At 50.8% G+C, this 21268-nt stretch carries 18 protein-coding genes; 7 read left to right on the top strand and 11 right to left on the bottom strand.

Going from position 1 to position 21268, the window contains the following annotated elements:
* Positions 1–172 precede the first annotated feature (172 nt).
* Entirely contained in the window at positions 173–2248 is a 2076-nt protein-coding gene (locus FOB24_RS05465; protein ID WP_087857639.1) for a glycosyl hydrolase family 18 protein, read from the bottom strand.
* Positions 2249–2627: 379 nt separating this feature from the next.
* On the opposite strand from FOB24_RS05465, the gene FOB24_RS05460 reads away from it, so the two are divergent.
* Positions 2628–3041, top strand: a complete 414-nt coding sequence (locus tag FOB24_RS05460) for a winged helix-turn-helix domain-containing protein (RefSeq protein ID WP_087857638.1) — start codon at positions 2628–2630, stop codon at positions 3039–3041.
* 34 nt (positions 3042–3075) lie between these two features.
* Positions 3076–3609, top strand: a complete 534-nt coding sequence (locus FOB24_RS05455; protein ID WP_150344642.1) for a glycoside hydrolase family 108 protein — start codon at positions 3076–3078, stop codon at positions 3607–3609.
* A gap of 91 nt (positions 3610–3700) precedes the next feature.
* On the opposite strand, the gene FOB24_RS05450 is transcribed toward FOB24_RS05455, so the two are convergent.
* The 4 genes from FOB24_RS05450 to dnaK all read right to left on the bottom strand — a co-directional run bounded on the left by FOB24_RS05450 (position 3701) and on the right by dnaK (position 8553).
* Complete coding sequence (locus FOB24_RS05450) at positions 3701–4051, bottom strand: phage holin family protein (RefSeq protein WP_150344641.1); 351 nt, start codon at positions 4049–4051, stop codon at positions 3701–3703.
* Between the two features lie 116 nt (positions 4052–4167).
* Entirely contained in the window at positions 4168–5097 is a 930-nt protein-coding gene (locus FOB24_RS05445) for a LysR family transcriptional regulator (RefSeq protein ID WP_150344640.1), read from the bottom strand.
* Between the two features lie 312 nt (positions 5098–5409).
* A complete protein-coding gene (dnaJ, locus tag FOB24_RS05440; RefSeq protein ID WP_032940353.1) occupies positions 5410–6543 on the bottom strand; it encodes a molecular chaperone DnaJ in 1134 nt (377 codons plus the stop codon).
* A gap of 87 nt (positions 6544–6630) precedes the next feature.
* Entirely contained in the window at positions 6631–8553 is a 1923-nt protein-coding gene (gene dnaK / locus FOB24_RS05435) for a molecular chaperone DnaK (protein ID WP_038637064.1), read from the bottom strand.
* Between the two features lie 384 nt (positions 8554–8937).
* On the opposite strand from dnaK, the gene FOB24_RS05430 reads away from it, so the two are divergent.
* The 3 genes from FOB24_RS05430 to satP all read left to right on the top strand — a co-directional run bounded on the left by FOB24_RS05430 (position 8938) and on the right by satP (position 10803).
* Positions 8938–9342, top strand: a complete 405-nt coding sequence (locus FOB24_RS05430) for a DUF2541 family protein (protein ID WP_137346818.1) — start codon at positions 8938–8940, stop codon at positions 9340–9342.
* 32 nt (positions 9343–9374) lie between these two features.
* The gene (gene msyB, locus FOB24_RS05425; protein ID WP_038637060.1) at positions 9375–10088 is read left to right on the top strand and encodes an acidic protein MsyB; all 714 of its coding nucleotides are present in this window, start codon (positions 9375–9377) and stop codon (positions 10086–10088) included.
* Between the two features lie 148 nt (positions 10089–10236).
* Positions 10237–10803, top strand: coding sequence for an acetate uptake transporter (satP, locus tag FOB24_RS05420; RefSeq protein WP_006686623.1), 567 nt, complete (start codon positions 10237–10239; stop codon positions 10801–10803).
* A 34-nt stretch (positions 10804–10837) separates the two neighbouring features.
* On the opposite strand, the gene FOB24_RS05415 is transcribed toward satP, so the two are convergent.
* The 3 genes from FOB24_RS05415 to tal all read right to left on the bottom strand — a co-directional run bounded on the left by FOB24_RS05415 (position 10838) and on the right by tal (position 13921).
* Positions 10838–12145: an MFS transporter gene (locus tag FOB24_RS05415; RefSeq protein ID WP_003829746.1), complete on the bottom strand. Its 1308-nt coding sequence runs from the start codon at positions 12143–12145 to the stop codon at positions 10838–10840.
* 124 nt (positions 12146–12269) lie between these two features.
* Positions 12270–12857: a molybdopterin adenylyltransferase gene (gene mog, locus FOB24_RS05410; protein ID WP_044699039.1), complete on the bottom strand. Its 588-nt coding sequence runs from the start codon at positions 12855–12857 to the stop codon at positions 12270–12272.
* 110 nt (positions 12858–12967) lie between these two features.
* On the bottom strand, positions 12968–13921 hold the full coding sequence (tal, locus tag FOB24_RS05405; RefSeq protein ID WP_005124064.1) for a transaldolase: 954 nt from the start codon (positions 13919–13921) through the stop codon (positions 12968–12970).
* A gap of 274 nt (positions 13922–14195) precedes the next feature.
* On the opposite strand from tal, the gene FOB24_RS05400 reads away from it, so the two are divergent.
* Both FOB24_RS05400 and yaaA read left to right on the top strand, forming a co-directional pair.
* A complete protein-coding gene (locus tag FOB24_RS05400) occupies positions 14196–15626 on the top strand; it encodes an alanine/glycine:cation symporter family protein (RefSeq protein ID WP_110496084.1) in 1431 nt (476 codons plus the stop codon).
* Between the two features lie 77 nt (positions 15627–15703).
* Positions 15704–16477 (top strand): peroxide stress protein YaaA, encoded by a 774-nt coding sequence (gene yaaA, locus FOB24_RS05395; RefSeq protein ID WP_150344639.1) that lies wholly within the window; start codon positions 15704–15706, stop codon positions 16475–16477.
* A gap of 84 nt (positions 16478–16561) precedes the next feature.
* On the opposite strand, the gene thrC is transcribed toward yaaA, so the two are convergent.
* From thrC to thrA, 3 genes are read right to left on the bottom strand one after another with little or no spacing between them, the layout of a single operon-like run.
* A complete protein-coding gene (gene thrC / locus FOB24_RS05390; RefSeq protein WP_038637048.1) occupies positions 16562–17848 on the bottom strand; it encodes a threonine synthase in 1287 nt (428 codons plus the stop codon).
* 3 nt (positions 17849–17851) lie between these two features.
* Positions 17852–18781 carry a homoserine kinase gene (gene thrB, locus FOB24_RS05385; protein ID WP_038637046.1) on the bottom strand — a complete coding sequence of 310 codons (930 nt, stop codon included), beginning with the start codon at positions 18779–18781 and terminating at the stop codon, positions 17852–17854.
* A 1-nt stretch (position 18782) separates the two neighbouring features.
* Positions 18783–21245: a bifunctional aspartate kinase/homoserine dehydrogenase I gene (gene thrA / locus FOB24_RS05380; protein WP_069324093.1), complete on the bottom strand. Its 2463-nt coding sequence runs from the start codon at positions 21243–21245 to the stop codon at positions 18783–18785.
* Between the last annotated feature and the right edge of the window lie 23 nt (positions 21246–21268).

The following is a 21268-nucleotide window of genomic DNA, read 5'->3' as shown; positions in this document are numbered from 1 at the left end:
TCATGATGAACAGTTCGTTTTTTACGAAATATCGCATCAATAAATGCCCGCTAAATAAAGGGCCATCCTTGACGATCTTTTGATTTGCGGGGGAAATGACCAGACGAAAAAAACCCCGGTGAATCAATCACCGGGGTAAGTAACGTACTATTGGGTAGAAAAAGACTGGGGATTAGTAAGCGCCCAGGTCGGTCCAGGCTTGGCCCGCGCCGCAGTTCAGATCTGGCTGCAGTCCCTCACACCACCAGTTAACCTGGTAGTTGTGACCTTTCCAGCTAACGATTTCGAATTCACCCCAATTGGCACCGTAGATGGTTGTCGCATTCCACTGTGGGTAAGCTGATGCGGAATCATCTGGCTGTTCATCAGTATCATCAGCCGGTACCGGATCCGGAGTCACGTCACCTTCGTCATCAGATGGCGTCGGTTCGATGGTGCTGGCAGCAGGCACAACTGTCAGGATAAAACGCTGTTGAGTGGAAGGTTCTCCCTGCGCATCACGGACAAATAAGGTGAACTGGAATTCAGTGGATGCTTCAACAACCGGCACCGCAAATTCGATAACCGCAGTTGTTTTATCAGCAACATCAATGGCTGCCGGCACACCCCAGCTAAAGCTCAGCGCATCGTTGTCTTCATCGCTTGAACCTTCGCCAGAAAGCTGGATCCGGGAGCCGCCAACAACACGCATTTCGATTGTTGCTTTCGGTGCGTGGTTAACTTTTTCACCTTCATCTTCGTCTTCATCGGCAGGTTCAACATTGATCCCTTCAAAGTAGAACGGTTCCATATCAACCACTTCTTTGGTGATTTCATAGCCCAGACCTTCACGCGCGGCGTTAAGCAGTACGCCGTTATCCTGGTCGATGGTCCAGGTAAACAATCCACCCAAGCCCAGCTTCGCCGCATACTCGCCTTTCACTTTGACGCTACGTGGCGTATCCAGAGACATGAACAATTTAGATTGTGGGTTATACAGGTAATCCGCATTTGCGACCTTATCGGTATAGACATTGAAGCCGTTACGGCCTTTCTGATTTTCCAGATCCAGGTAGTTATAAATGGTGTCGTACCATTCGGTGCAGCCTGACTCAAAGGAGCCAGTGGTCATGCCTTCACCTGCGCTGTAAGAACCTTTCAGCGGAGAGAAGCTTTCGATTTCGGCGTTACGCGCATTACGGGTGTAACCTGCATAACCAATGTTAATACGATCGGATGGGAAACCTTCCGCAATCAGATAATCGATAACAGCTTCAATGCTCCAGCCGCCCGCAGACAGAGGTGAAAGGTTCGTATGATGCGTCAGCGTTTCTGCCCATGGCGTACCAAAGAAGTCATAGGTCATCACGTTGATGCCATACAGACCCGCATCCAGTAAAGCTTTAACGTTGGAGTAACCCAGGGTTTCTACTACCGCAGAGCTGGCGATTGAAATTTTAACGTCGCTACGACCCGCAGCATCAAGTTGAGTTTTCAGCTCTTTAATAACCAGCGCATAGTTTGCGCCATCTTCCGGGCCGTAAGGGTTATTGTTACCCGCAGCATTCGGATATTCCCAGTCGATATCCACTTCGCTAAACATTGGGAACTGTTTGAACAGTTTCACCACGCCTGCGGCGAAGGTTTTGCGCGCCGCTTCCGTTTTTGCCATTTCATGGAAGCCGTTACTCATTGTCCAGCCACCGATACTCATAGACAATGCCAGAGTATGTCCCAACTGTTTTGCTTTCGCTTGCAGATCGCGCAACCCACCTAATAAGCCGTGTGTGTTCTGCTGTGTTACCGTCATCGGATCGACGTCCCAGCCGCTGGTCTCCTGATTACAGTTAACATAGGATTGAAAATCACCCCATGGATCCAGGAAGGTCGGTTCGCCAGTCTTCTTACCCATTTGAGCAGCAGCATTCTCAATAGTGTACTGCTTTTCACCTTTATCACCGACAATGCCAATGAAACCAAAAATAATTTTGTCATAGGCCAACGGATCAACATTCGCCAGATCGTAACCACGACCACGGTCAGCTGGGTTATCCCCGCCCTGCAGGCGGCCATCATATTGAGACCAGTCGGTATAATAACCAAATACTTTCGGTTTTTTCGCATCTGCTTTATATACGTTATAAACCGGATTTGCTACACGGGCTGAGGTATAGCTGTATTTGCTGACCTCGGTTGCAGGATTAAAACCATCCGCTGCATTACTGGTTTCAGTCAGGGTATCGCCTTTAATTAATTTGCTGGTAGCCATGATAGTTCCTTTTAAATGTAAATGTATTCGCAGTTCGTTCTGCGAGGTCAATAATCCTTGAGCAGGAGTAAAATGGCTAATCATTAAACATCATTAAAGCCGATGACTTTTAATTTATACACGTCACTGATAACAATTAATTAAAGTGAGAGCACAGATCAACAATTTATTTACTTATTGATCATTTAAATACCTTTTGAGGTGTATTTAAACGCCGTTAAAAACCATTTTAAATTTCATTTAAAAAAGCCACAAGGGTGTGATGCAGGCATAAAAATGAGCCTTAAATTAGATCTAGTTATTTTTATTATATGGATTAAGTAAGTTCTCATAATTAATATTTCAGCGAACCAGAACAGTCTTACTCAAGGAGGGAACGATGAAAACTTATATCATCAACAATGATTGCATCTTCAATGAACGCAAATACGAATTGCGGAATATCAGTAATTCATTAGTCATCAGAATGACGGCAATGCGGGCACGATGCCTGTGCTTCCTCATTGAACATGCGCAAAGTGAAGTCATTGAGCGTCAGGAGTTGACTAACGCGCTATGGGGGAATCGAGGACAGTTTGTCAATGATGCCAATCTCACGCAAATCCTCTATCTGATCCGTAAGGACCTCAAGTCATTCGGGATAAATGACCTGCTGATTACGATACCCCGTAAAGGTATCCAGGTAAACGATCTGATCTCGATTGAGCCGGCTGATGACAAAACACAACGCGCGCCCCAGCCCCTCTTTTTTTCTCAGGTTAAACGAATCATCACCTCTTTATTTCACCATTAAATTTTTCAGATTAATATTATCACGGAAGGTTATTATGAATCCTATTATCGATGGAATTCTCTCATTAGAAGGCGGCTATACGAATAATCCCCACGATCGCGGTGGCGAGACCAATTGGGGGATCACTGAAGCTGTAGCACGGGAAAATGGCTACCAGGGCGAGATGAAAGAACTGACCCGCGAAGAAGCCTACGCTATTCTCGAAAATTCGTACTGGATTAAACCTGGTTTCGAAAGTATTTCGCACCTGTCATGGCCAATCTCGTTTGAATTATGTGACGCCGCTGTCAACATTGGCCCACATTTTCCCTGCATCTGGTTACAGCGATGGCTCAACGCTCTTAATAAAGAGCAGCATCTTTATCATGACTTAAAAGTGGATGGTCACATCGGCACCATGACGCTAAAAGCGCTGGAACAATTTCTGCAGGCTCGGGGAAGTGAGGGTGAAGAAGTCTTACTCAAAGCGTTGAATTGTAGCCAGGGCGCCTATTACCTTACTATCACCGAGGAGAAAGTACAAAATGAGCAGTTTATCTATGGCTGGTTAAACAAGCGTGTTGCATAAGATATATCGTGGGACAATATACACTGCCCCACGATAATTTTCTTTAGTTCATCAGGTTGATAAGCTGTGAACGATGTAAAAATCGTTCCGTCTAACTTGTAAGGTCATCATTTCCATTCACAATGCGTTTAATTCGTGTCCCGAGTATTTTAAGTATCGGGACGGCAAAAACCCCGCCGACACCGGCAAACACAAGTATCATGTTAAAGCTAAGACCTTTTTCTACCGCCACAGCACTCAGCAAAAAACTGGTGAAGCAAGAAATGATGATTTGGATAATGCACTGCATGATACGCTTGTGGAAATCAGTCGTTTTAAACTTTTCCGACTTTAACAAAAAACTTACAAAACCACCCCATGCTCCTGTGGCAATGACTGTCGCAAGAATTTCAACCTCCAGCAGTATCGCCTTTGGCGTTTCTAACTGACCCGGTAATGACATAATAAACTCCTTTTCTATGAAGTTGGTTTTACCAACATAGAGCTATTCAGAAAAAGAGAAAAATCATAAACACTCAAAAAACGTCGTAAATGGAAAAGAGGTTTGCTCAGGCAATATTAATGGCGAAACGTTGATAAGGTATGAAGCATGGTGACTATTTCTTCGATATGCTGGATTTTAGTACTCCTTTTATGCCAGCAGGCGTACATATTAATTTGTTTAACTTTCATTTCCCGGGGAGGCTGAACAATTGTGATATTAAATTTTCGTTGATTTTTAAAGAAGGTGGCTAACTTTAACGGCATCAATGCCACCAACTGCGTTCGTTCAACAATACTGATAAGACCGGTTAAAGAATCACTTTTATAACCAACCCTTCTGCGTTCTCTATAATCAACATTACTATACAAGTCATTATCCTGTATCAGCACTGAGGCATAGTCACTACTTTTAAAAATCGCATGATGGGCTGAAAAGAAGTTATGCAGAGACAGTTGCGGCAGCTCACTTAGCATATTATTTTTACCGCAGATGACACAAAAATGTTTAAAATTATCAATCGGTATACATTCAAAGTCACTGTCATTGATTAATTCCGGGCTAATCGAAATATTGCACTCTTCCATAATTAACAATCTTTTCATCTCTTCCCAGTCTCGGTTACGACTGGAGAAATGACGAAATGAAAATTTTTCAAAGAGCTTATCATCATATAGCTGGGACAAATAATAATGCTCGGTTATATCACCACCTAATATGGTTATTTTATTTCGTTCAGCGCTATATTTTTCAGGGGCTAACGTCAACCTTATTAAATCAATAACTTGACAAAAACGTTCGTGGATTTCAAGCGCCTTCACAGTTGGCGTCAAACCGTTGCGCCCTCTGACAAACAGGGCTTCATTATAAAAGCCCTGCAGTCGCGTCAGCGCAATCGAAACCGCTGCGGGTGTCACAGCCAGCCTTTTAGACGCTTTCGTGACATTTCCGGCAGAAATAACCGCATCAAGCACCTTTATCAAATTATAATCAAACTCTTTTTTCATACAATAACTCCCATTTGCCAATGGCTTCAAAGTAAAATACAAAGAAAACAATAATACAAATCATTATTATTCAATGTGTAACATAATTGATATCAATTAACATCAAACTGAAAATAGATCATGATGATACCATTGGTTAAGAGGCAGACAATTTAATAGGAAGCAATGTCGTTTTAAGAAAACCTTAAAAGATTTTAATAATTAATAAAGTTTTAAAAAAAGATTATTTATCTATAAGAAAAGGATTAATGATGGGAAATGAATAAGATAGTGCTAAAAACCCGGAATCAAATCCGGGTTTTTCATTTTTAATTAGCGGGTCAAATCGTCAAAGAACTTCTTCACGCCGTCGAAGAAGCTTTTGGAGCGCGGGCTGTTTTGCTCGCCGGTCGGGCCGCCAAAACTGTCCTGCAGGTCTTTCAGCAACTGCTTCTGCTTGTCGTTCAGACCCACAGGGGTTTCAACAACGACACGACACAGCAGATCGCCCTGAGCGCCACCGCGTACAGACTTGACGCCCTTTCCACGCATGCGGAACAGTTTGCCGGTCTGCGTCTCGCCCGGAATCTTCAACTTCACGCGACCGTCCAGCGTCGGGACTTCAATCTCGCCGCCCAGCGCTGCCATCGCAAAGTTAATCGGTACTTCGCAGTACAGGTTATTACCTTCACGCTCAAAAATTGGGTGCTGTTTTACCTGCACCTGAACGTATAAATCGCCTGCTGGCGCGCCATGCTCACCGGCTTCACCTTCACCCGCTAAACGAATACGGTCGCCGGTATCAACGCCTGCCGGGATTTTAACGGACAGCGTTTTGCTTTTCTCAACGCGACCATGACCGTGACATTTGTTGCACGGATCTTTGATCAGCGTACCGCGACCCTGACAATGTGGACAGGTCTGCTGTACGGCAAAAAAGCCCTGGCGCATCTGCACCTGGCCGGAACCGTGACAGGTTGGACAGGTTTGCGGCTGAGTACCTGACTTCGCGCCGCTGCCATGGCAGACGTCACACTCTTCCAGCGTCGGAATACGGATCTCTTTGGTGACGCCACGCACGGCTTCTTCCAGAGTGAGATCCATGTTGTAACGTAAATCAGCACCACGTGAGGCGCGCTGACGACCACGACCGCCGCCAAAGATATCGCCAAACACGTCACCAAAGATATCGCTGAAGTCAGCCCCGCCGCCAAAACCGCCGCCGCCGCCCATGCCGCCTTGCTCAAACGCGGCATGACCGTACTGATCGTAAGCCGCGCGTTTTTGCGCATCGGTCAGGATCTCGTACGCTTCTTTGATCTCTTTAAACTTGGCTTCAGCCTCTTTATCACCCTGGTTGCGATCCGGGTGATATTTCATGGCCAGGCGCTTGTAGGCCTTTTTGATTTCACGCTCTTCCGCTGATTTGGAAACGCCTAAAATCTCGTAATAGTCTTGCTTTGCCATTGGTTTTTTTAAGCCCCTTAACATACAAGCACGGGCGAAGAGGAAACCTCTACGCCCGTGCCGATTAACTACCCTGCATCAGGGCGATTATTTTTTGTCTTTCACTTCTTCAAACTCAGCGTCGACAACGTCGTCATCTTTCGCATTGTTTGCAGAAGCATCAGCGCCTGCTGCACCAGCCTGCTGCTGTGCGTGCTGCTGCTGAGCGATTTCCATCAGTTTCTGGGAAACCTGAGCCAGTGCCTGCATTTTCGCTTCGATATCCGCTTTGTCTTCGCCTTTCAGAGACGTTTCCAGCGCGGTCAGTGCAGACTCAATGGCAGTTTTGTCGTCAGCCGGCAGCTTGTCGCCTGCTTCTTCAACCTGCTTACGAGTGCTGTGCAGCAGATGGTCGCCCTGGTTACGAGTCTGAACCAGCTCTTCGAACTTACGGTCAGATTCTGCGTTCGCTTCTGCTTCGCGAACCATTTTCTGGATTTCTTCTTCGTTCAGACCAGAAGAAGCCTTGATGGTGATCTTCTGCTCTTTACCGCTGTTTTTGTCTTTCGCGGAAACGTGCAGGATACCGTCGGCATCGATATCAAAGGTAACTTCGATCTGCGGCATACCGCGCGGAGCCGGGCTGATACCATCCAGGTTAAACTGACCCAGATCTTTGTTATCGGCAGCACGTTTACGTTCACCCTGCAGCACATGGATGGTTACCGCAGACTGGTTGTCTTCAGCGGTAGAGAACACCTGGCTGTGCTTGGTCGGGATAGTGGTGTTTTTCGCGATCAGTGGCGTCATCACGCCGCCCATGGTTTCGATACCCAGAGACAGCGGGGTAACGTCCAGCAGCAGTACGTCTTTCACATCACCAGTCAATACACCACCCTGAACGGCAGCACCGATTGCCACGGCTTCGTCCGGGTTAACGTCTTTACGCGGCTCTTTACCGAAGAATTCAGCAACTTTCTTCTGCACCATCGGCATACGCGTCTGACCACCAACGAGAATAACGTCGTTGATATCAGAAACAGACAGGCCAGCGTCCTGCAGAGCAACTTTCAGCGGCTCGATAGAACGGTTAACCAGGTCTTCAACCAGGCTTTCCAGTTTCGCACGGGTCACTTTGATGTTCATGTGTTTCGGACCAGTCGCGTCTGCAGTGATGTACGGCAGGTTCACGTCGGTCTGCTGAGCGGAAGACAGCTCGATCTTCGCTTTCTCAGCGGCTTCTTTCAGACGCTGCATCGCCAGCGGGTCATTACGCAGGTCGATACCCTGATCTTTCTTAAACTCGTCAACCAGGTAGTTGATCATGCGGCTGTCGAAGTCTTCACCACCCAAGTGGGTATCACCGTTGGTTGCCAGAACTTCGAAGGTTTTTTCGCCGTCAACTTCGTCGATTTCGATAATAGAGATATCGAAAGTACCACCGCCGAGGTCATAAACCGCGATAGTACGGTTGCCAACTTCTTTATCCAGACCGTAAGCCAGTGCAGCTGCGGTTGGTTCGTTGATGATACGTTTTACTTCCAGACCTGCGATACGGCCGGCGTCTTTGGTTGCCTGACGCTGAGCATCGTTAAAGTATGCAGGTACGGTGATAACCGCTTCAGTTACCGGTTCACCCAGGTAATCTTCAGCCGTTTTCTTCATTTTCTTCAGCACTTCTGCAGAGATCTGCGGCGGTGCCATTTTCTGACCTTTTACGTCAATCCATGCATCACCGTTGTCAGCACCGATGATTTTGTACGGCATGATGGCTTCATCACGCTGTACTTCTTCGTCCTGGAAGCGGCGACCAATCAGGCGTTTAATCGCAAACAGGGTGTTTTGCGGGTTTGTCACTGCCTGACGTTTAGCCGGCTGACCAACCAGAGTTTCACCATCCTGGGTATAAGCAATGATAGAAGGCGTGGTGCGATCGCCCTCGGCGTTCTCCAGCACACGTGCAGTAGTGCCATCCATAATCGCTACACAAGAGTTGGTAGTACCCAGGTCGATACCAATAATTTTACCCATCTAAACGTCTCCACTAAAAATTCGGTCATCATGTGGTTGTGAATCTGTAATAAGGGCGAAACGTGCGGTTTCAACTACCCTGAATCGTTTTTTTTCAGACTCACCACTGCGGTTGACTACTAAGTGGGGTCGTAACCCACTTCATCAAGGGGGGCATGAAAAATTTTTTTAGCGCAGAAGCAATAAATTTGCCGAAAAAAGGCACAAAACTACAAAAAATGAATAATCGCCAATCAAAATTAATTCATAAAGCCAATTAATAAAGCGCTGTTATTCACATAAAAATTGTAATAAAAAGAAAAGATTACGTGAATGAATCGTTTTTCTGTCGGCGGTAAACTAGCGCGAAGCCACGCACTTTTGCAGCCGTCAAAGAGAAATTTCATGAAATCCGTTTTAACCCTTTCCGCCACCCTGCTTATGGGCCTGGTGTTGAGCAGCGCCGCTCACGCTAACGATCATAAAGTTCTGGGGATGATTGCTATGCCCCGCAACGCAACTAACGATCTCACGCTCAAAATTCCCGTTTGTCGGGTGGTGAAGCGTATTCAACTCACCGCCGATCGAGGCGATATTAACCTTAACGGCGCATCCGTTTACTTCAAAGCTGCGCGCACCTCCAGCCAAAGCCTGAACGTCCCGTCATCCATTAAAGAGGGACAAACCACTAATTGGATCAATATTAATAGCGACAACGACAATAAACGCTGCGTATCCAAAATCACTTTTTCAGGCCAGTCGGTAAACTCCTCTGACATGGCGACGCTTAAAGTCATCGGCGACGACTAATTCCGCCCTTTTATTCAGAAGCCATAGAAAACATGAATGTCACGTATTTGCATGACGACGACCTCGACTTTCTGCAGCATTGCAGTGAGGAACAACTCGCCACGATTACTCGCCTGTTAACGCATAATGAAAAAGGGAAAGCCCGTCTGTCGAGCGTTCTGAGCCACAACGAATTATTTAAATCGATGGAAGGACACCCGGAACAGCACCGCCGCAACTGGCAACTGATCGCCGGCGAACTTCAGCATTATGGTGGCGACAGCATTGCCAATAAACTTCGTGGCCATGGAAAGCTGTATCGGGCGATTTTGCTGGATGTTTCGAAGCGCCTGAAGCTTAAAGCCGACAAAGCGATGCCCACGTATGAAATTGAACAGTATTTGCTGGAACACTTTCTACGGAATGCCTGGCAAAAAATGGATGCGGACCATAAGCAGGAATTTTTGCAGGCCGTTGAGGCAAAAGTCTCTGAACTGGAAGAGTTACTGCCGCTATTAATGAAGGATCGCCATCTGGCGACTGGCGTTGCTCATTTGCTCTCCGGTCAGCTTACGCAGATCCTGCGTACCCATGCCGCAGTTAGCGTCATCGGGCATGGATTGCTACGCGGCGCTGGGCTTGGCGGCCCGGTCGGCGCGGCTTTAAACGGGGTTAAAGCGGTGAGCGGCAGCGCCTATCGCGTGACGATTCCGGCGGTGCTACAAATCGCCTGTCTGCGCAGAATGATCAACAACACACAAGCGTGATGTCCATCACAGGGAAAATAATTCATTTTCCCTTTGTTAGATCATAGACAGTCCGCTCTCCCCTGATTATCATGCCGCGCCCCGAAGACAGTGATCGTTATTCGGGGAAACTATTTCACCATTCAATCAATGATGATTTTGAGGAATTATGGGCAACACTAAGTTGGCTAATCCGGCACCGCTGGGCCTGATGGGCTTTGGCATGACCACCATTCTGCTTAACCTGCATAACGCGGGTTTCTTCGCCTTTGACGTTATTATTCTGGCGATGGGCATTTTCTACGGCGGTATCGCGCAAATTTTTGCCGGGCTGCTGGAATATAAAAAAGGCAACACCTTCGGTTTAACCGCCTTTACCTCCTACGGCTCGTTCTGGCTGACGCTGGTTGCGATCCTGATCATGCCGAAAATGGGCCTGGCGGATGCAACCAACGGTCAGTTCCTGGGCGTATACCTGGGTCTGTGGGGCGTGTTCACACTGTTCATGTTCTTCGGCACGCTGAAAGCTGCGCGTGCGCTGCAGTTTGTCTTCCTGAGCCTGACGGTGCTGTTCGCGCTACTGGCCGTGGGCAACATTGCAGGTAACGAAGCGATCATCCATGTTGCCGGCTGGGTTGGCTTAGTGTGTGGTGCAAGCGCCATTTACCTGGCGATGGGCGAAGTGCTGAACGAACAGTTTGGCCGTACCATCCTGCCGATTGGTGAAGCGCACTAATCTGACGCTATCCCCCCGGACGGGGGGATATTCCTTACAAGCGCTGTAACTCTCCCTGCACGCTGGTATCGCGATGATAAATATCCTGTCGCAGCCAAATCCCCAGCCCTAACCCCACCAGCGATAACGCCAGTACATACCAGGCTGGAGCCATTGGCGACACGCTCATTAACATCGTCACAGCGATTGGCGTCAGACCACCAAAAATGGCGTACGAAACGTTGTAAGAAAACGAGATGCCGGTAAAGCGGACTTCCGCTGGAAACGCTCGTACCATGACATAAGGCACAGCCCCCACCACGCCAACGCACAAGCCCACCAGCCCATACAACAAGAACAAATGCTGAGGATGGCTACCGGTCAGATGATAGAAAAACCAGCTCGAACAGGCCAGCAGCAGGCTACCGACAATAAAGGTTTTGCTGGCGCCAACCCGGTCGACAATAAACCCGGCCAGCAGACAACCGACGCACAGCATAATGGTCGCGACACTGTTGGCTTGTAATGTCAATGCTGGCGCAAAGCCATACTGTTTCTGCAGCCAGACTGGCGACATCAGGATCACCACCACGATCCCAGCCGATAACAGCCAGGTCAGCAGCATGGAAATGACCACCGCTTTTTTATGTTTGCTCACCACCGACTTTACCGGTAGCTCTTGCGCCAACGCCTTACGCTGCTGCATTTCGAGGAAGATGGGCGTTTCCTGCAGCCAGCGGCGCAGATACATCGCCACCAGCCCAAACACGCCGCCCAGCAGGAAAGGAATACGCCAGCCGTAGTCATGCACCGCTTGCTGCGTCAGGCTGGTGTTCACCAGCGTTGCAACAACCGACCCCAACAGAATCCCCACAGTAAGTCCGGCAGTCAGCGTGCCGCAGGCGATACCGATGCGACGCTCCGGTACGTGTTCCGCCACGAACACCCACGCCCCCGGCACTTCGCCCCCAATGGCTGCGCCCTGCAAAATGCGCATCAGTAATAACAGTAACGGCGCAAGGATCCCCATTGAGGCATAGGTAGGCAACAAGCCAATCGCCAGCGTCGGTATCGCCATCAGCAAAATGCTCAGGGTAAACATTTTCTTGCGTCCGACCAGGTCGCCAAAATGCGCCATAATGATGCCGCCCAATGGACGCGCCAGGTATCCGGCGGCAAAAATGCCGAAGGTTTGAACCTGACGTAGCCATTCAGGGATATCGGCCGGGAAGAAAAGTTCGCCAACAACCGCGGCAAAGAAGACGAAGATAATGAAATCATAAAACTCAAGCGCCCCGCCGAGGGCAGCAAGCGTAAGGGTTTTATAATCCTGTCGATTCAGAGGTCGAGTGTGTTGTGACATAGCAAGCCATGAGTCAGTGGAGTAATTGAATATGTCTGTCGATATATGTAAATCAAAAATTACTATATCGTAAACAATTCAATACTCCACCTTCATTGTTACTTATATCACAACCAGGCTACTTTCAGGCGTTTGTATCGCGGATCGCGCTTTTAGGGCGAAAAGATGCTACTACTGACGGTGCAGTCTCAACATAAGGTCCATCCAACAGCTGTATACAATACGGTACACTTGCAAAAATGCCTGGCACGATGACCTTACCATCGGCATCTTTCACGCCTTCCAGCGTTTCTTTGATCGATTTCGGCTGCCCAGGCAGATTCAGGATCAGCGCCTGTTTGCGAATCACGCCAACCTGACGGGAAAGGATTGCGGTTGGCACAAAGTGCAGACTTATCTGGCGCATTTGCTCACCAAAACCAGGCATCTGGCGGTCGGCTACGGCCAGCGTAGCGTCTGGCGTTACGTCGCGACGTGCCGGCCCCGTTCCGCCGGTCGTCAGTACCAGATGACAGCTCATTTCATCAACCAGCTCGCATAAGGTTTGTTCGATGATCGCCTGTTCATCCGGGATCAGCCGTGTTTGCAGCTCAAAAGGGGTTGTTAGGGCTGATGCCAGCCACTCTTCAAGGGCCGGGATACCTTTATCCTGGTAAACGCCGCTGGAAGCACGATCAGAAATGGACACCAGGCCAATGCGTAAAGTATTCATGATTATTCCGTTTAAACAGTCTCGTTAAACAGAATGATACACTGCGAAAGGAAGGACAGACAGGTTTCAGAAGAGGTAGCGTGACCCCTGTCAGGGCCACGCCGAAATGATTACAGCAGATCGCCGATCATTTTTTCCAGTTTGCCCTGGTCTACAGCAAACTTACGGATACCGTCCGCCAGTTTGTCTACAGCCATTGGATCCTGGTTGTGCTGCCACAGGAACTCAGCTTCAGTGATACGTGCAGGACGCGCTTTCACTTCGCCAGAGAAGGACAGTTTACGTTCGATAGCGCCTTCGCTTTCCGCCAGCTCTTTCAGCAGCGCCGGTGCAATCGTCAGACGATCGCAGCCCGCCAGCTCGATGATTTCACCGATGTTACGGAAGCTCGCGCCCATAACTACGGTTTCGTAACCGTGCTGTTTGTAGTACTCGTAGATTTCCGTTACGGAAACCACGCCCGGATCTTCTGCCGGTGCATACTCTTTCTTGTCGGTGTTGGCTTTGTACCAGTCAAGAATACGACCAACGAACGGAGAAATCAGGTATACGCCAGCTTCTGCACAAGCGCGCGCCTGCGCGAAAGAGAACAGCAGAGTCAGGTTACAGTTGATGCCTTCTTTTTCCAGCTGCTCAGCGGCACGAATGCCCTGCCAGGTTGAAGCCAGTTTGATCAGAATGCGATCGTTGCTGATGCCAGCATCGTTGTACAGTTTAATCAGACGTTTTGCTTTCGCGATGGATGCGTCGGTGTCGTAGGACAGGCGAGCGTCAACTTCTGTGGAAATGCGACCCGGGACCAGTTTCAGGATCTCCAGACCAATGTTTACCGCCAGTTTGTCGGTCGCGTCGACGACCTGCTGCGCGCGGTCGTTGCTCTGCTGCTTAGCCCAGGCTACAGCGTCATCAATCAGCTTGCGATATTCCGGGATCTGCGCTGCGTTAAGAATGAGAGAAGGGTTAGTTGTGGCATCCTGAGGCTGATACAGCTTCATTGCCGCGATGTCTCCGGTGTCGGCCACTACTGTGGTGAACTGACGAAGGGAGGTCAATTTGTCCGTCATGATAGTGATTCTCTTTAAACAGCTTGTTAGGGGGATGTAACCGATCTTCCCTGATGATAGCACGACGCACTCTCAGCGCAACCGCCTGTATTGTCCGACCTGCCGCTCAGCCCTGATTACGCAGCTCAAAGCCTGAGATGCGCAATTAAGGGATATACCTGTTGTTATGATAAACTCCCGTAATCAATCTACTTAGAAGGTATATACTGGTCGATAATTGGTAGCGCTTACATGGGATTATTCGCGCTTACCGGCATCAACAAGAGGGATGTTAATGCCTGATTTTTTCGCATTTATTAATGAAATACTCTGGGGCTCGGTAATGATCTACCTCCTGCTTGGCGCAGGATGTTGGTTCACCTGGCGTACGGGGTTCATCCAGTTTCGCTACATTCGCCAGTTTGGCAGAAGTCTTAAAAACAGCATCAGCCCGCAACCGGGCGGTTTAACTTCCTTTCAGGCTTTATGCACCAGTCTTGCCGCGCGGATCGGCAGCGGAAATCTGGCGGGCGTGGCGTTGGCAATCGCCGCAGGCGGCGCGGGAGCCGTTTTCTGGATGTGGGTCTCGGCAGTCATTGGGATGGCAACCTCGTTTGCCGAATGCTCACTTGCGCAACTGTATAAAGAACGCGACAGCAAGGGACAGTTTCGCGGCGGTCCTGCGTGGTATATGGCGCGTGGACTGGGTATGCGCTGGATGGGCGTGCTTTTTGCCATCTTTTTACTCATCGCATATGGACTGATTTTTAACAGCGTGCAGGCAAACTCGGTCTCGCGCGCACTTGCTTTTGCTTTCGATATCCCTCCTCTCTTCTCCGGTATCGCCCTGGCTATCACATCATTACTGGTCATCGTCGGCGGTATTAAAGGCGTTGCCCGTCTGATGCAATGGTTTGTTCCGGTGATGGCTCTGTTGTGGGTCGGTTGTAGCCTCGTCATCTGCCTTTGGCATTTCGCTCAGCTTCCCGACATTATCATAACCATCGTTAAAAGTGCCTTTGGCTGGCAGGAAGCCGCCGCCGGCGCCGCCGGGTATACGCTAAGCCAGGCCATTGCCAGCGGCTTTCAACGCGGTATGTTCTCGAATGAGGCCGGAATGGGCTCAACCCCGAACGCCGCCGCCTCGGCTGCGTCATGGCCTCCGCATCCTGCGGCACAAGGCATTGTGCAAATGATCGGTGTTTTAGGCGATACGCTGATTCTTTGTACGGCCAGTGCGATGATCGTTCTGCTGGCGGGTAATGGCACCAGTTCTATCCCCATTGAAGGCATCCAGTTGCTGCAGAGAGCGATGGTCTCGCTGACGGGGGAATGGGGCGCCGGATTCGTCGCCTTTATTGTGATCCTGTTTGCCTTTAGCTCTATCGTCGCCAACTACATCTACGCGGAAAACAACCTTATTTTCCTGAAGCTGGACAATATCCGGGTAATTTGGCTATTACGTATCGCGACCGTGAGCACCGTTGTCGGCGGCACATTACTCAGCTTCCCGCTGCTCTGGCAACTTGCCGACATCATCATGGCCTGTATGGCCATCACTAACCTGACGGCGATTTTACTGCTCTCACCGGTTGTCCATACCCTCGCCAGCGACTATCTGCGCCAGCGTAAACTCGGGGTGCGCCCGGAATTTGATCCGCGCCGTTATCCTGATATCAGGCAGCAGCTTGCGCCCGAAAGCTGGGATGAAACGCCGCGTGATTAACGCGGCAATCGCAACCATCGATCAATTCTGTCCATTTTTTTGCTAAAGTCGCAGTAAATTTCCTGCAAGGACTGGATATGCTGATTCTGATTTCACCTGCAAAAACGCTCGACTACCAAAGTCCGCTGGCAACCACACGCCACACGCTGCCCGAACTGCTGGATCACTCGCAGCAGCTTATTCACGTGGCGCGACAACTCTCCGCGCCGCAGATTGGCAAGCTGATGGGAATTAGCGACAAGCTGGCGGATCTGAACGCCACCCGTTTCCATGACTGGCAGCCCGATTTCACACCGGAGAATGCGCGTCAGGCTATTCTGGCGTTTAAAGGCGACGTTTATACCGGGCTGCAGGCTGAAACCTTCAGCGAAGCGGATTTTGACTTCGCTCAGCAGCATTTACGCATGTTGTCCGGGCTGTACGGCGTGTTGCGTCCGCTGGATTTGATGCAGCCTTACCGTCTGGAGATGGGCATTCGTCTGGCCAATCCAAAGGGGAAAGATCTTTACCAGTTCTGGGGCGATACCATCACCGACAAACTTAACGAAGCGCTGGAAGCACAAGGCGACAGCGTGTTGATTAACCTCGCATCAGATGAATATTTTAAATCCGTGAAGCCGAAAAAACTGAACGCCGAACTTATCAAACCGGTCTTCCTCGATGAGAAGAACGGTAAGTTCAAAGTCATCAGCTTTTATGCCAAAAAAGCGCGTGGCCTGATGAGCCGCTACATCATTGAAAATCGCTTAACTCAGCCAGAGCAACTGACGGCATTTAACAGTGAAGGCTATTTCTTTGATGAAGAAGCGTCAGGGAATGGCGAACTGGTGTTTAAACGCCACGAGCAGTAGTGTACATGCCGGATGGCGGCTAACGCCTTATCCGGCCTACAGGTTTTGCAGGCCCGCTAAGCACAACGCCAGCGGGCACTACCGTTAACCGCGGGTCATCATCAGCTTACGCAGCGCAGCAAAATCAGCAGGCAGGTGATGAGAGAGCAGCGGCAAATCAGCGCGCTCCGCCAGCTCTTTTGGCAGAGCCAGCGTAAGCTCAAGAATCTCTTCAACGCTTTCCTTAAACTTCGCCGGATGCGCGGTGCCGAGGAACAAGCCATACTCGCCAGGATTCAACTGGTCACGCAGCGCACGGTAAGCCACCGCCGCATGCGGTTCTGAGGTGTACCCCATTTCATGCAGCTCGCGCATCGTATCCTGAGTGGTAGCATCGTCAACGGCGGCATACCCCAGCTCATTCAGACGCCAGATTTTACGGCGGAACAGTTCTTCCACACGCGGCCAGTTGTTCGGCTGGCTGACATCCATCGCGTTGGATAACGTCGCCTGCGTCGCCTTCGGCGCCCACTCGCCTTCTGCAAGGAAGCGTGGAACCGTATCGTTGACGTTGGTCGCCGCAATAAAGCGCTTCACCGGCAAGCCCAGCGATTTCGCCAGCAGTCCGGCGGTCAGATCGCCAAAGTTGCCGCTGGGAACGGAAATAACCAGCTGGTTGCGCGCTTCTTGCGGCAGTTGAGCCACAGCTTCAAAGTAGTAACAGATTTGCGCCAGCAGACGGCTGATATTGATTGAGTTAGCCGAGTTCAGCCCCAGCGCCACCTTCAGTTCTTCGTCATCAAACGCCTGTTTCACCAACGCCTGGCAAGCATCAAAATCACCATCAATAGCGACGGTTTCAATGTTACCGCCCAGCGTACAGAACAGTTTTTCCTGTAATGGGCTGATCTTGCCGCTCGGGTAGAGGATCACCACGCGAACGTTCGGCAGACCATAAAACGCATGCGCCACGGCAGCACCGGTATCGCCGGAGGTCGCCGTCAGAATCGTTACCGGTTTGTCGCCGCTGATGTGCGTCAGCATCTGCGCCATAAAGCGCCCGCCAAAATCTTTAAATGCCAGTGTAGGACCGTGGAACAGCTCCAGACAGCCAATGTCCGCTGCAACCTGAGCAACCGGCGCCGGGAACGCAAACGCCGCGCGTACGCGCTCTTCCAGGATCTCCTGCGAGATCTCGTCGCCAATAAATGCGGAAAGGATCTTAGCGCTGCGGCTAACGAAGTCCTGGTTCAGCATCTCATCCACTTCTGTCAGATTGAATTCCGGCAGATCGTGCGGAAAAAACAACCCCTGATTCTTGCCAAGCCCTTGCGTGACGGCCTGCGCAAAGCTGACCTGTTCGTTATGATCTTTCAGATTATAGAGTTTCATTGATTATCCCAGTACCCGTGCGCCTGCCGTGTCCAACCGGCAAATATGAACAAAGCCTTCCTGATTTTGCAGATAATGTTTAGCCAGCCAGTCTGCGACACGCTGCGCCGTATCCGGCTTATCGCACAAGGCGAACAGCGTCGGCCCTGACCCGGAGATCCCGCTGGCCAACGCGCCGATTTCCGCTACCGCCTGACGCGCCTGGCTGAAGCCTGGCAGCAAGCGGGTACGATACGGCTCAGCGATGACATCTTTCATCAGCTTCGCGGCCAGAAGAGGCTGACGGGAATAGCAGGCATGGATAAACCCTGCCAGATGCCGCCCGTGGGCGATGCAGTCCTGACGGCGATACTGCGCAGGTAAAATGGCCCGCGCTTCCGCCGTCGACACTTTAATCCCCGGATACGCCAGTACCCACAGCCACTCATCAAAGCCTGGCACCTGCTGGCTGATAATGCCGTTTTCTTCGATCATTAACTGCATACCGCCCAAAAAGCACGGGGCAACATTATCGTAATGAATACTGCCGGAGATACGTCCTTCCAGCTCTCCCATGATCGCCAACAGGCGCGTGTCGTTGAGCGGTTTCCCACAGTGCTCGTTCATGGCGACTAACGCCGCCACAACGGAACAGGCGCTGGAACCTAACCCGGAGCCAATCGGCATATTTTTTTCCAGCGTCATTGCCACCGGAACGGTTTTACCCAGCTCCTGACAGAATCGCTCCCAGCACTGATAGACGATATTTTCTCGCGGCTCAGAAGGCAGTTTGTCAGCAAAGCGCCCAAGATTATTCAGACTGAACTGGTCGGCTGGCTCAACAGAGACCACATCACCCAATAGCGAACCGTCTACGGGGGTTACCGCCGCCCCGAGCACATCAAATCCGACGCTCATATTGGCGCTGGAAGCCGGGGCATAAACTCTTACCATGTCAGACTCCTAACTTCCATGAAAGGGTACGTAGCAGGTCGGCAAATACGCCCGCCGCCGTTACGTCATTACCTGCGCCGTATCCGCGCAGCACCAACGGTAACGGCTGATAGTAATGGCTATAGAACGCCAGCGCGTTTTCACCGTTTTTCACTTTGAACAGCGGATCGTTGCCGTCTACTGCATCAATTTTCACGCGACAGACGCCGTCCTCTTCAATATTGCCAACATAGCGCAATACTTTCCCCTCATCACGAGCTTTCGCCACGCGCGCGGCAAAGGCGTCATCCAGTTGTGACAACTTCGCCATAAACGCGGGAACATCACCGGAATCATCAAATTCTGTTGGCAGGACCGGTTCAATGACAATGTCAGACAGCTCCAGCTCACGGCCGGTTTCACGGGCCAGGATCAGCAGCTTACGCGCCACATCTGTACCGGAAAGATCATCACGCGGATCGGGCTCGGTATAGCCCAGCTCACGCGCCATGGTGGTCGCCTGCGAGAAGCTCATGCCTTCATCCAGCTTGCCAAAAATAAACGACAGCGAACCGGAAAGGATGCCGGAGAATCGTTGCAGTTCATCGCCTGCGCTGAGCAGGTTTTGCAGGTTTTCAATAACCGGCAAGCCCGCGCCCACGTTGGTGTCGTACAGGAATTTACGTCGCGACTTCGCCGCAGCAAAACGCAGTTGATGGTAGTAATCCATCGACGACGTATTGGCCTTTTTGTTCGGGGTGACCACATGGAAGCCTTCGCGCAGGAAGTCGGCATACTGATCCGCCACCGCCTGGCTTGAGGTACAGTCGACAATCACCGGATTGAGCAGATGATATTCTTTCACCAGACGAATTAAACGCCCAAGGTTGAAAGGCTCTTTCGCACACTCCAGCTCAGACTGCCAGTTTTCCAGATTCAGACCGTGGACGTTGGTCAGCAGGGCCTTCGAGTTCGCCACGCCGCACACGCGCAAATCGATATGCTTGTTTTTCAGCCAGGTTTGCTGACGTTTAAGCTGCTCCAGCAGCGCACCGCCCACCCCACCGACACCAATCACAAACACTTCAATCACCTGGTCGGTGTTGAACAGCATCTGATGAGTCACGCGTACGCCGGTGGTGGCGTCGTCGTTGTTCACCACCACCGAAATAGAACGCTCAGAAGACCCCTGGGCGATCGCCACGATATTGATGTTCGCGCGAGCCAGCGCGGCAAAGAATTTCGCCGAGATGCCGCGCAACGTGCGCATACCATCGCCAACCACCGAGATGATAGCCAGACGCTCAGTCACCGCCAGCGGCTCCAGCAGACCTTCTTTCAGCTCGAGATAGAATTCATCCTGCATCGCGCGCTGCGCACGCGCGCAGTCGCCCTGTGGGACACAGAAGCTGATGCTGTATTCAGAAGAGGATTGCGTGATCAGCACCACCGAGATGCCTGCACGCGACATCGCGGCGAAAACGCGCGCCGCCATGCCCACCATACCTTTCATTCCAGGGCCGGAGACGCTAAACATCGCCATGTTATTGAGGTTAGAAATGCCTTTTACCGGCAAGTCGTCGTCATCACTGCTGGCACCGATCAGCGTACCGGGCGCTTGCGGATTGCCGGTATTTTTAATCAGGCACGGGATCTGGAACTGGGCAATAGGGGTAATGGTGCGCGGATGTAGTACTTTAGCGCCGAAGTAAGAAAGCTCCATCGCTTCCTGATAAGACATCGACTTCAGCAGTCGGGCATCGGGTACCTGACGCGGATCGCAGGTATATACGCCGTCGACATCGGTCCAGATCTCGCAACAGTCCGCACGCAAACAGGCGGCCAGTACGGCGGCGGAGTAGTCAGAGCCATTACGCCCCAGCACCACTAACTCACCTTTTTCATTCCCGGCGGTAAATCCGGCCATCAGAATCATATGGTCCGCTGGAATACGGCTGGCGGCAATGCGTCGCGTAGACTCGGCGATATCAACAGTAGATTCGAGGTAATGGCCAACCGCCAGCAGTTTCTCAACCGGGTCGATGACCGTCACGTTGTGCCCGCGCGCTTCCAGCAGGCCAGCCATGATGGCGATCGACATTTTTTCGCCACGGCAGATAAGCGCGGCATTGATGCTGTCCGGGCACTGCCCCAACAGGCTGATACCGTGCAGGACGTGCTTAATCTGAGCAAATTCTTGTTCAACCAAGGCTTTGAGCGGAGCCAGCGGGAAACCCGCCTGCGCGGCGGCAAGACCAGCTAAAAGCTCTGAGAAAATGCGTTCGGCATCGCTGATGTTGGCTAAAGCATCCTGACCACCGATGGTCTTTTCAATCATCGCCACCAGATGGTTGGTAATTTTGGCAGGGGCAGAGAGAACGGTCGCGACCTGCCCCTGTCTGGCATTGCTTTCCAGAATGTCGGCAACCCGCAGAAATCGCTCTGCATTTGCCACTGATGTACCGCCGAACTTCAACACTCGCATGGTTTACCTCATTGCCTTTGGTC

The organism is Citrobacter werkmanii (assembly GCF_008693645.1).
In the GTDB taxonomy this organism is placed as follows: domain Bacteria; phylum Pseudomonadota; class Gammaproteobacteria; order Enterobacterales; family Enterobacteriaceae; genus Citrobacter; species Citrobacter werkmanii.
The sequence above is the reverse complement of the archived record's forward strand: the minus strand, read 5'-3'. Positions and strand labels throughout refer to the sequence as shown.

What these genes read in the sequence shown, in the direction of transcription:
- FOB24_RS05460 (WP_087857638.1), top strand. Translation starts at nt 2,628, where the DNA reads ATGAAAACTTATATCATCAACAATGATTGCATCTTCAATGAACGCAAA.
- FOB24_RS05415 (WP_003829746.1), bottom strand. Translation starts at nt 12,145, where the DNA reads ATGTCACAACACACTCGACCTCTGAATCGACAGGATTATAAAACCCTT.
- thrC (WP_038637048.1), bottom strand. Translation starts at nt 17,848, where the DNA reads ATGAAACTCTATAATCTGAAAGATCATAACGAACAGGTCAGCTTTGCG.
- FOB24_RS05455 (WP_150344642.1), top strand. Translation starts at nt 3,076, where the DNA reads ATGAATCCTATTATCGATGGAATTCTCTCATTAGAAGGCGGCTATACG.
- FOB24_RS05445 (WP_150344640.1), bottom strand. Translation starts at nt 5,097, where the DNA reads ATGAAAAAAGAGTTTGATTATAATTTGATAAAGGTGCTTGATGCGGTT.
- satP (WP_006686623.1), top strand. Translation starts at nt 10,237, where the DNA reads ATGGGCAACACTAAGTTGGCTAATCCGGCACCGCTGGGCCTGATGGGC.
- tal (WP_005124064.1), bottom strand. Translation starts at nt 13,921, where the DNA reads ATGACGGACAAATTGACCTCCCTTCGTCAGTTCACCACAGTAGTGGCC.
- thrA (WP_069324093.1), bottom strand. Translation starts at nt 21,245, where the DNA reads ATGCGAGTGTTGAAGTTCGGCGGTACATCAGTGGCAAATGCAGAGCGA.
- FOB24_RS05430 (WP_137346818.1), top strand. Translation starts at nt 8,938, where the DNA reads ATGAAATCCGTTTTAACCCTTTCCGCCACCCTGCTTATGGGCCTGGTG.
- yaaA (WP_150344639.1), top strand. Translation starts at nt 15,704, where the DNA reads ATGCTGATTCTGATTTCACCTGCAAAAACGCTCGACTACCAAAGTCCG.
- thrB (WP_038637046.1), bottom strand. Translation starts at nt 18,781, where the DNA reads ATGGTAAGAGTTTATGCCCCGGCTTCCAGCGCCAATATGAGCGTCGGA.
- dnaK (WP_038637064.1), bottom strand. Translation starts at nt 8,553, where the DNA reads ATGGGTAAAATTATTGGTATCGACCTGGGTACTACCAACTCTTGTGTA.
- msyB (WP_038637060.1), top strand. Translation starts at nt 9,375, where the DNA reads ATGAATGTCACGTATTTGCATGACGACGACCTCGACTTTCTGCAGCAT.
- mog (WP_044699039.1), bottom strand. Translation starts at nt 12,857, where the DNA reads ATGAATACTTTACGCATTGGCCTGGTGTCCATTTCTGATCGTGCTTCC.
- FOB24_RS05400 (WP_110496084.1), top strand. Translation starts at nt 14,196, where the DNA reads ATGCCTGATTTTTTCGCATTTATTAATGAAATACTCTGGGGCTCGGTA.
- FOB24_RS05450 (WP_150344641.1), bottom strand. Translation starts at nt 4,051, where the DNA reads ATGTCATTACCGGGTCAGTTAGAAACGCCAAAGGCGATACTGCTGGAG.
- FOB24_RS05465 (WP_087857639.1), bottom strand. Translation starts at nt 2,248, where the DNA reads ATGGCTACCAGCAAATTAATTAAAGGCGATACCCTGACTGAAACCAGT.
- dnaJ (WP_032940353.1), bottom strand. Translation starts at nt 6,543, where the DNA reads ATGGCAAAGCAAGACTATTACGAGATTTTAGGCGTTTCCAAATCAGCG.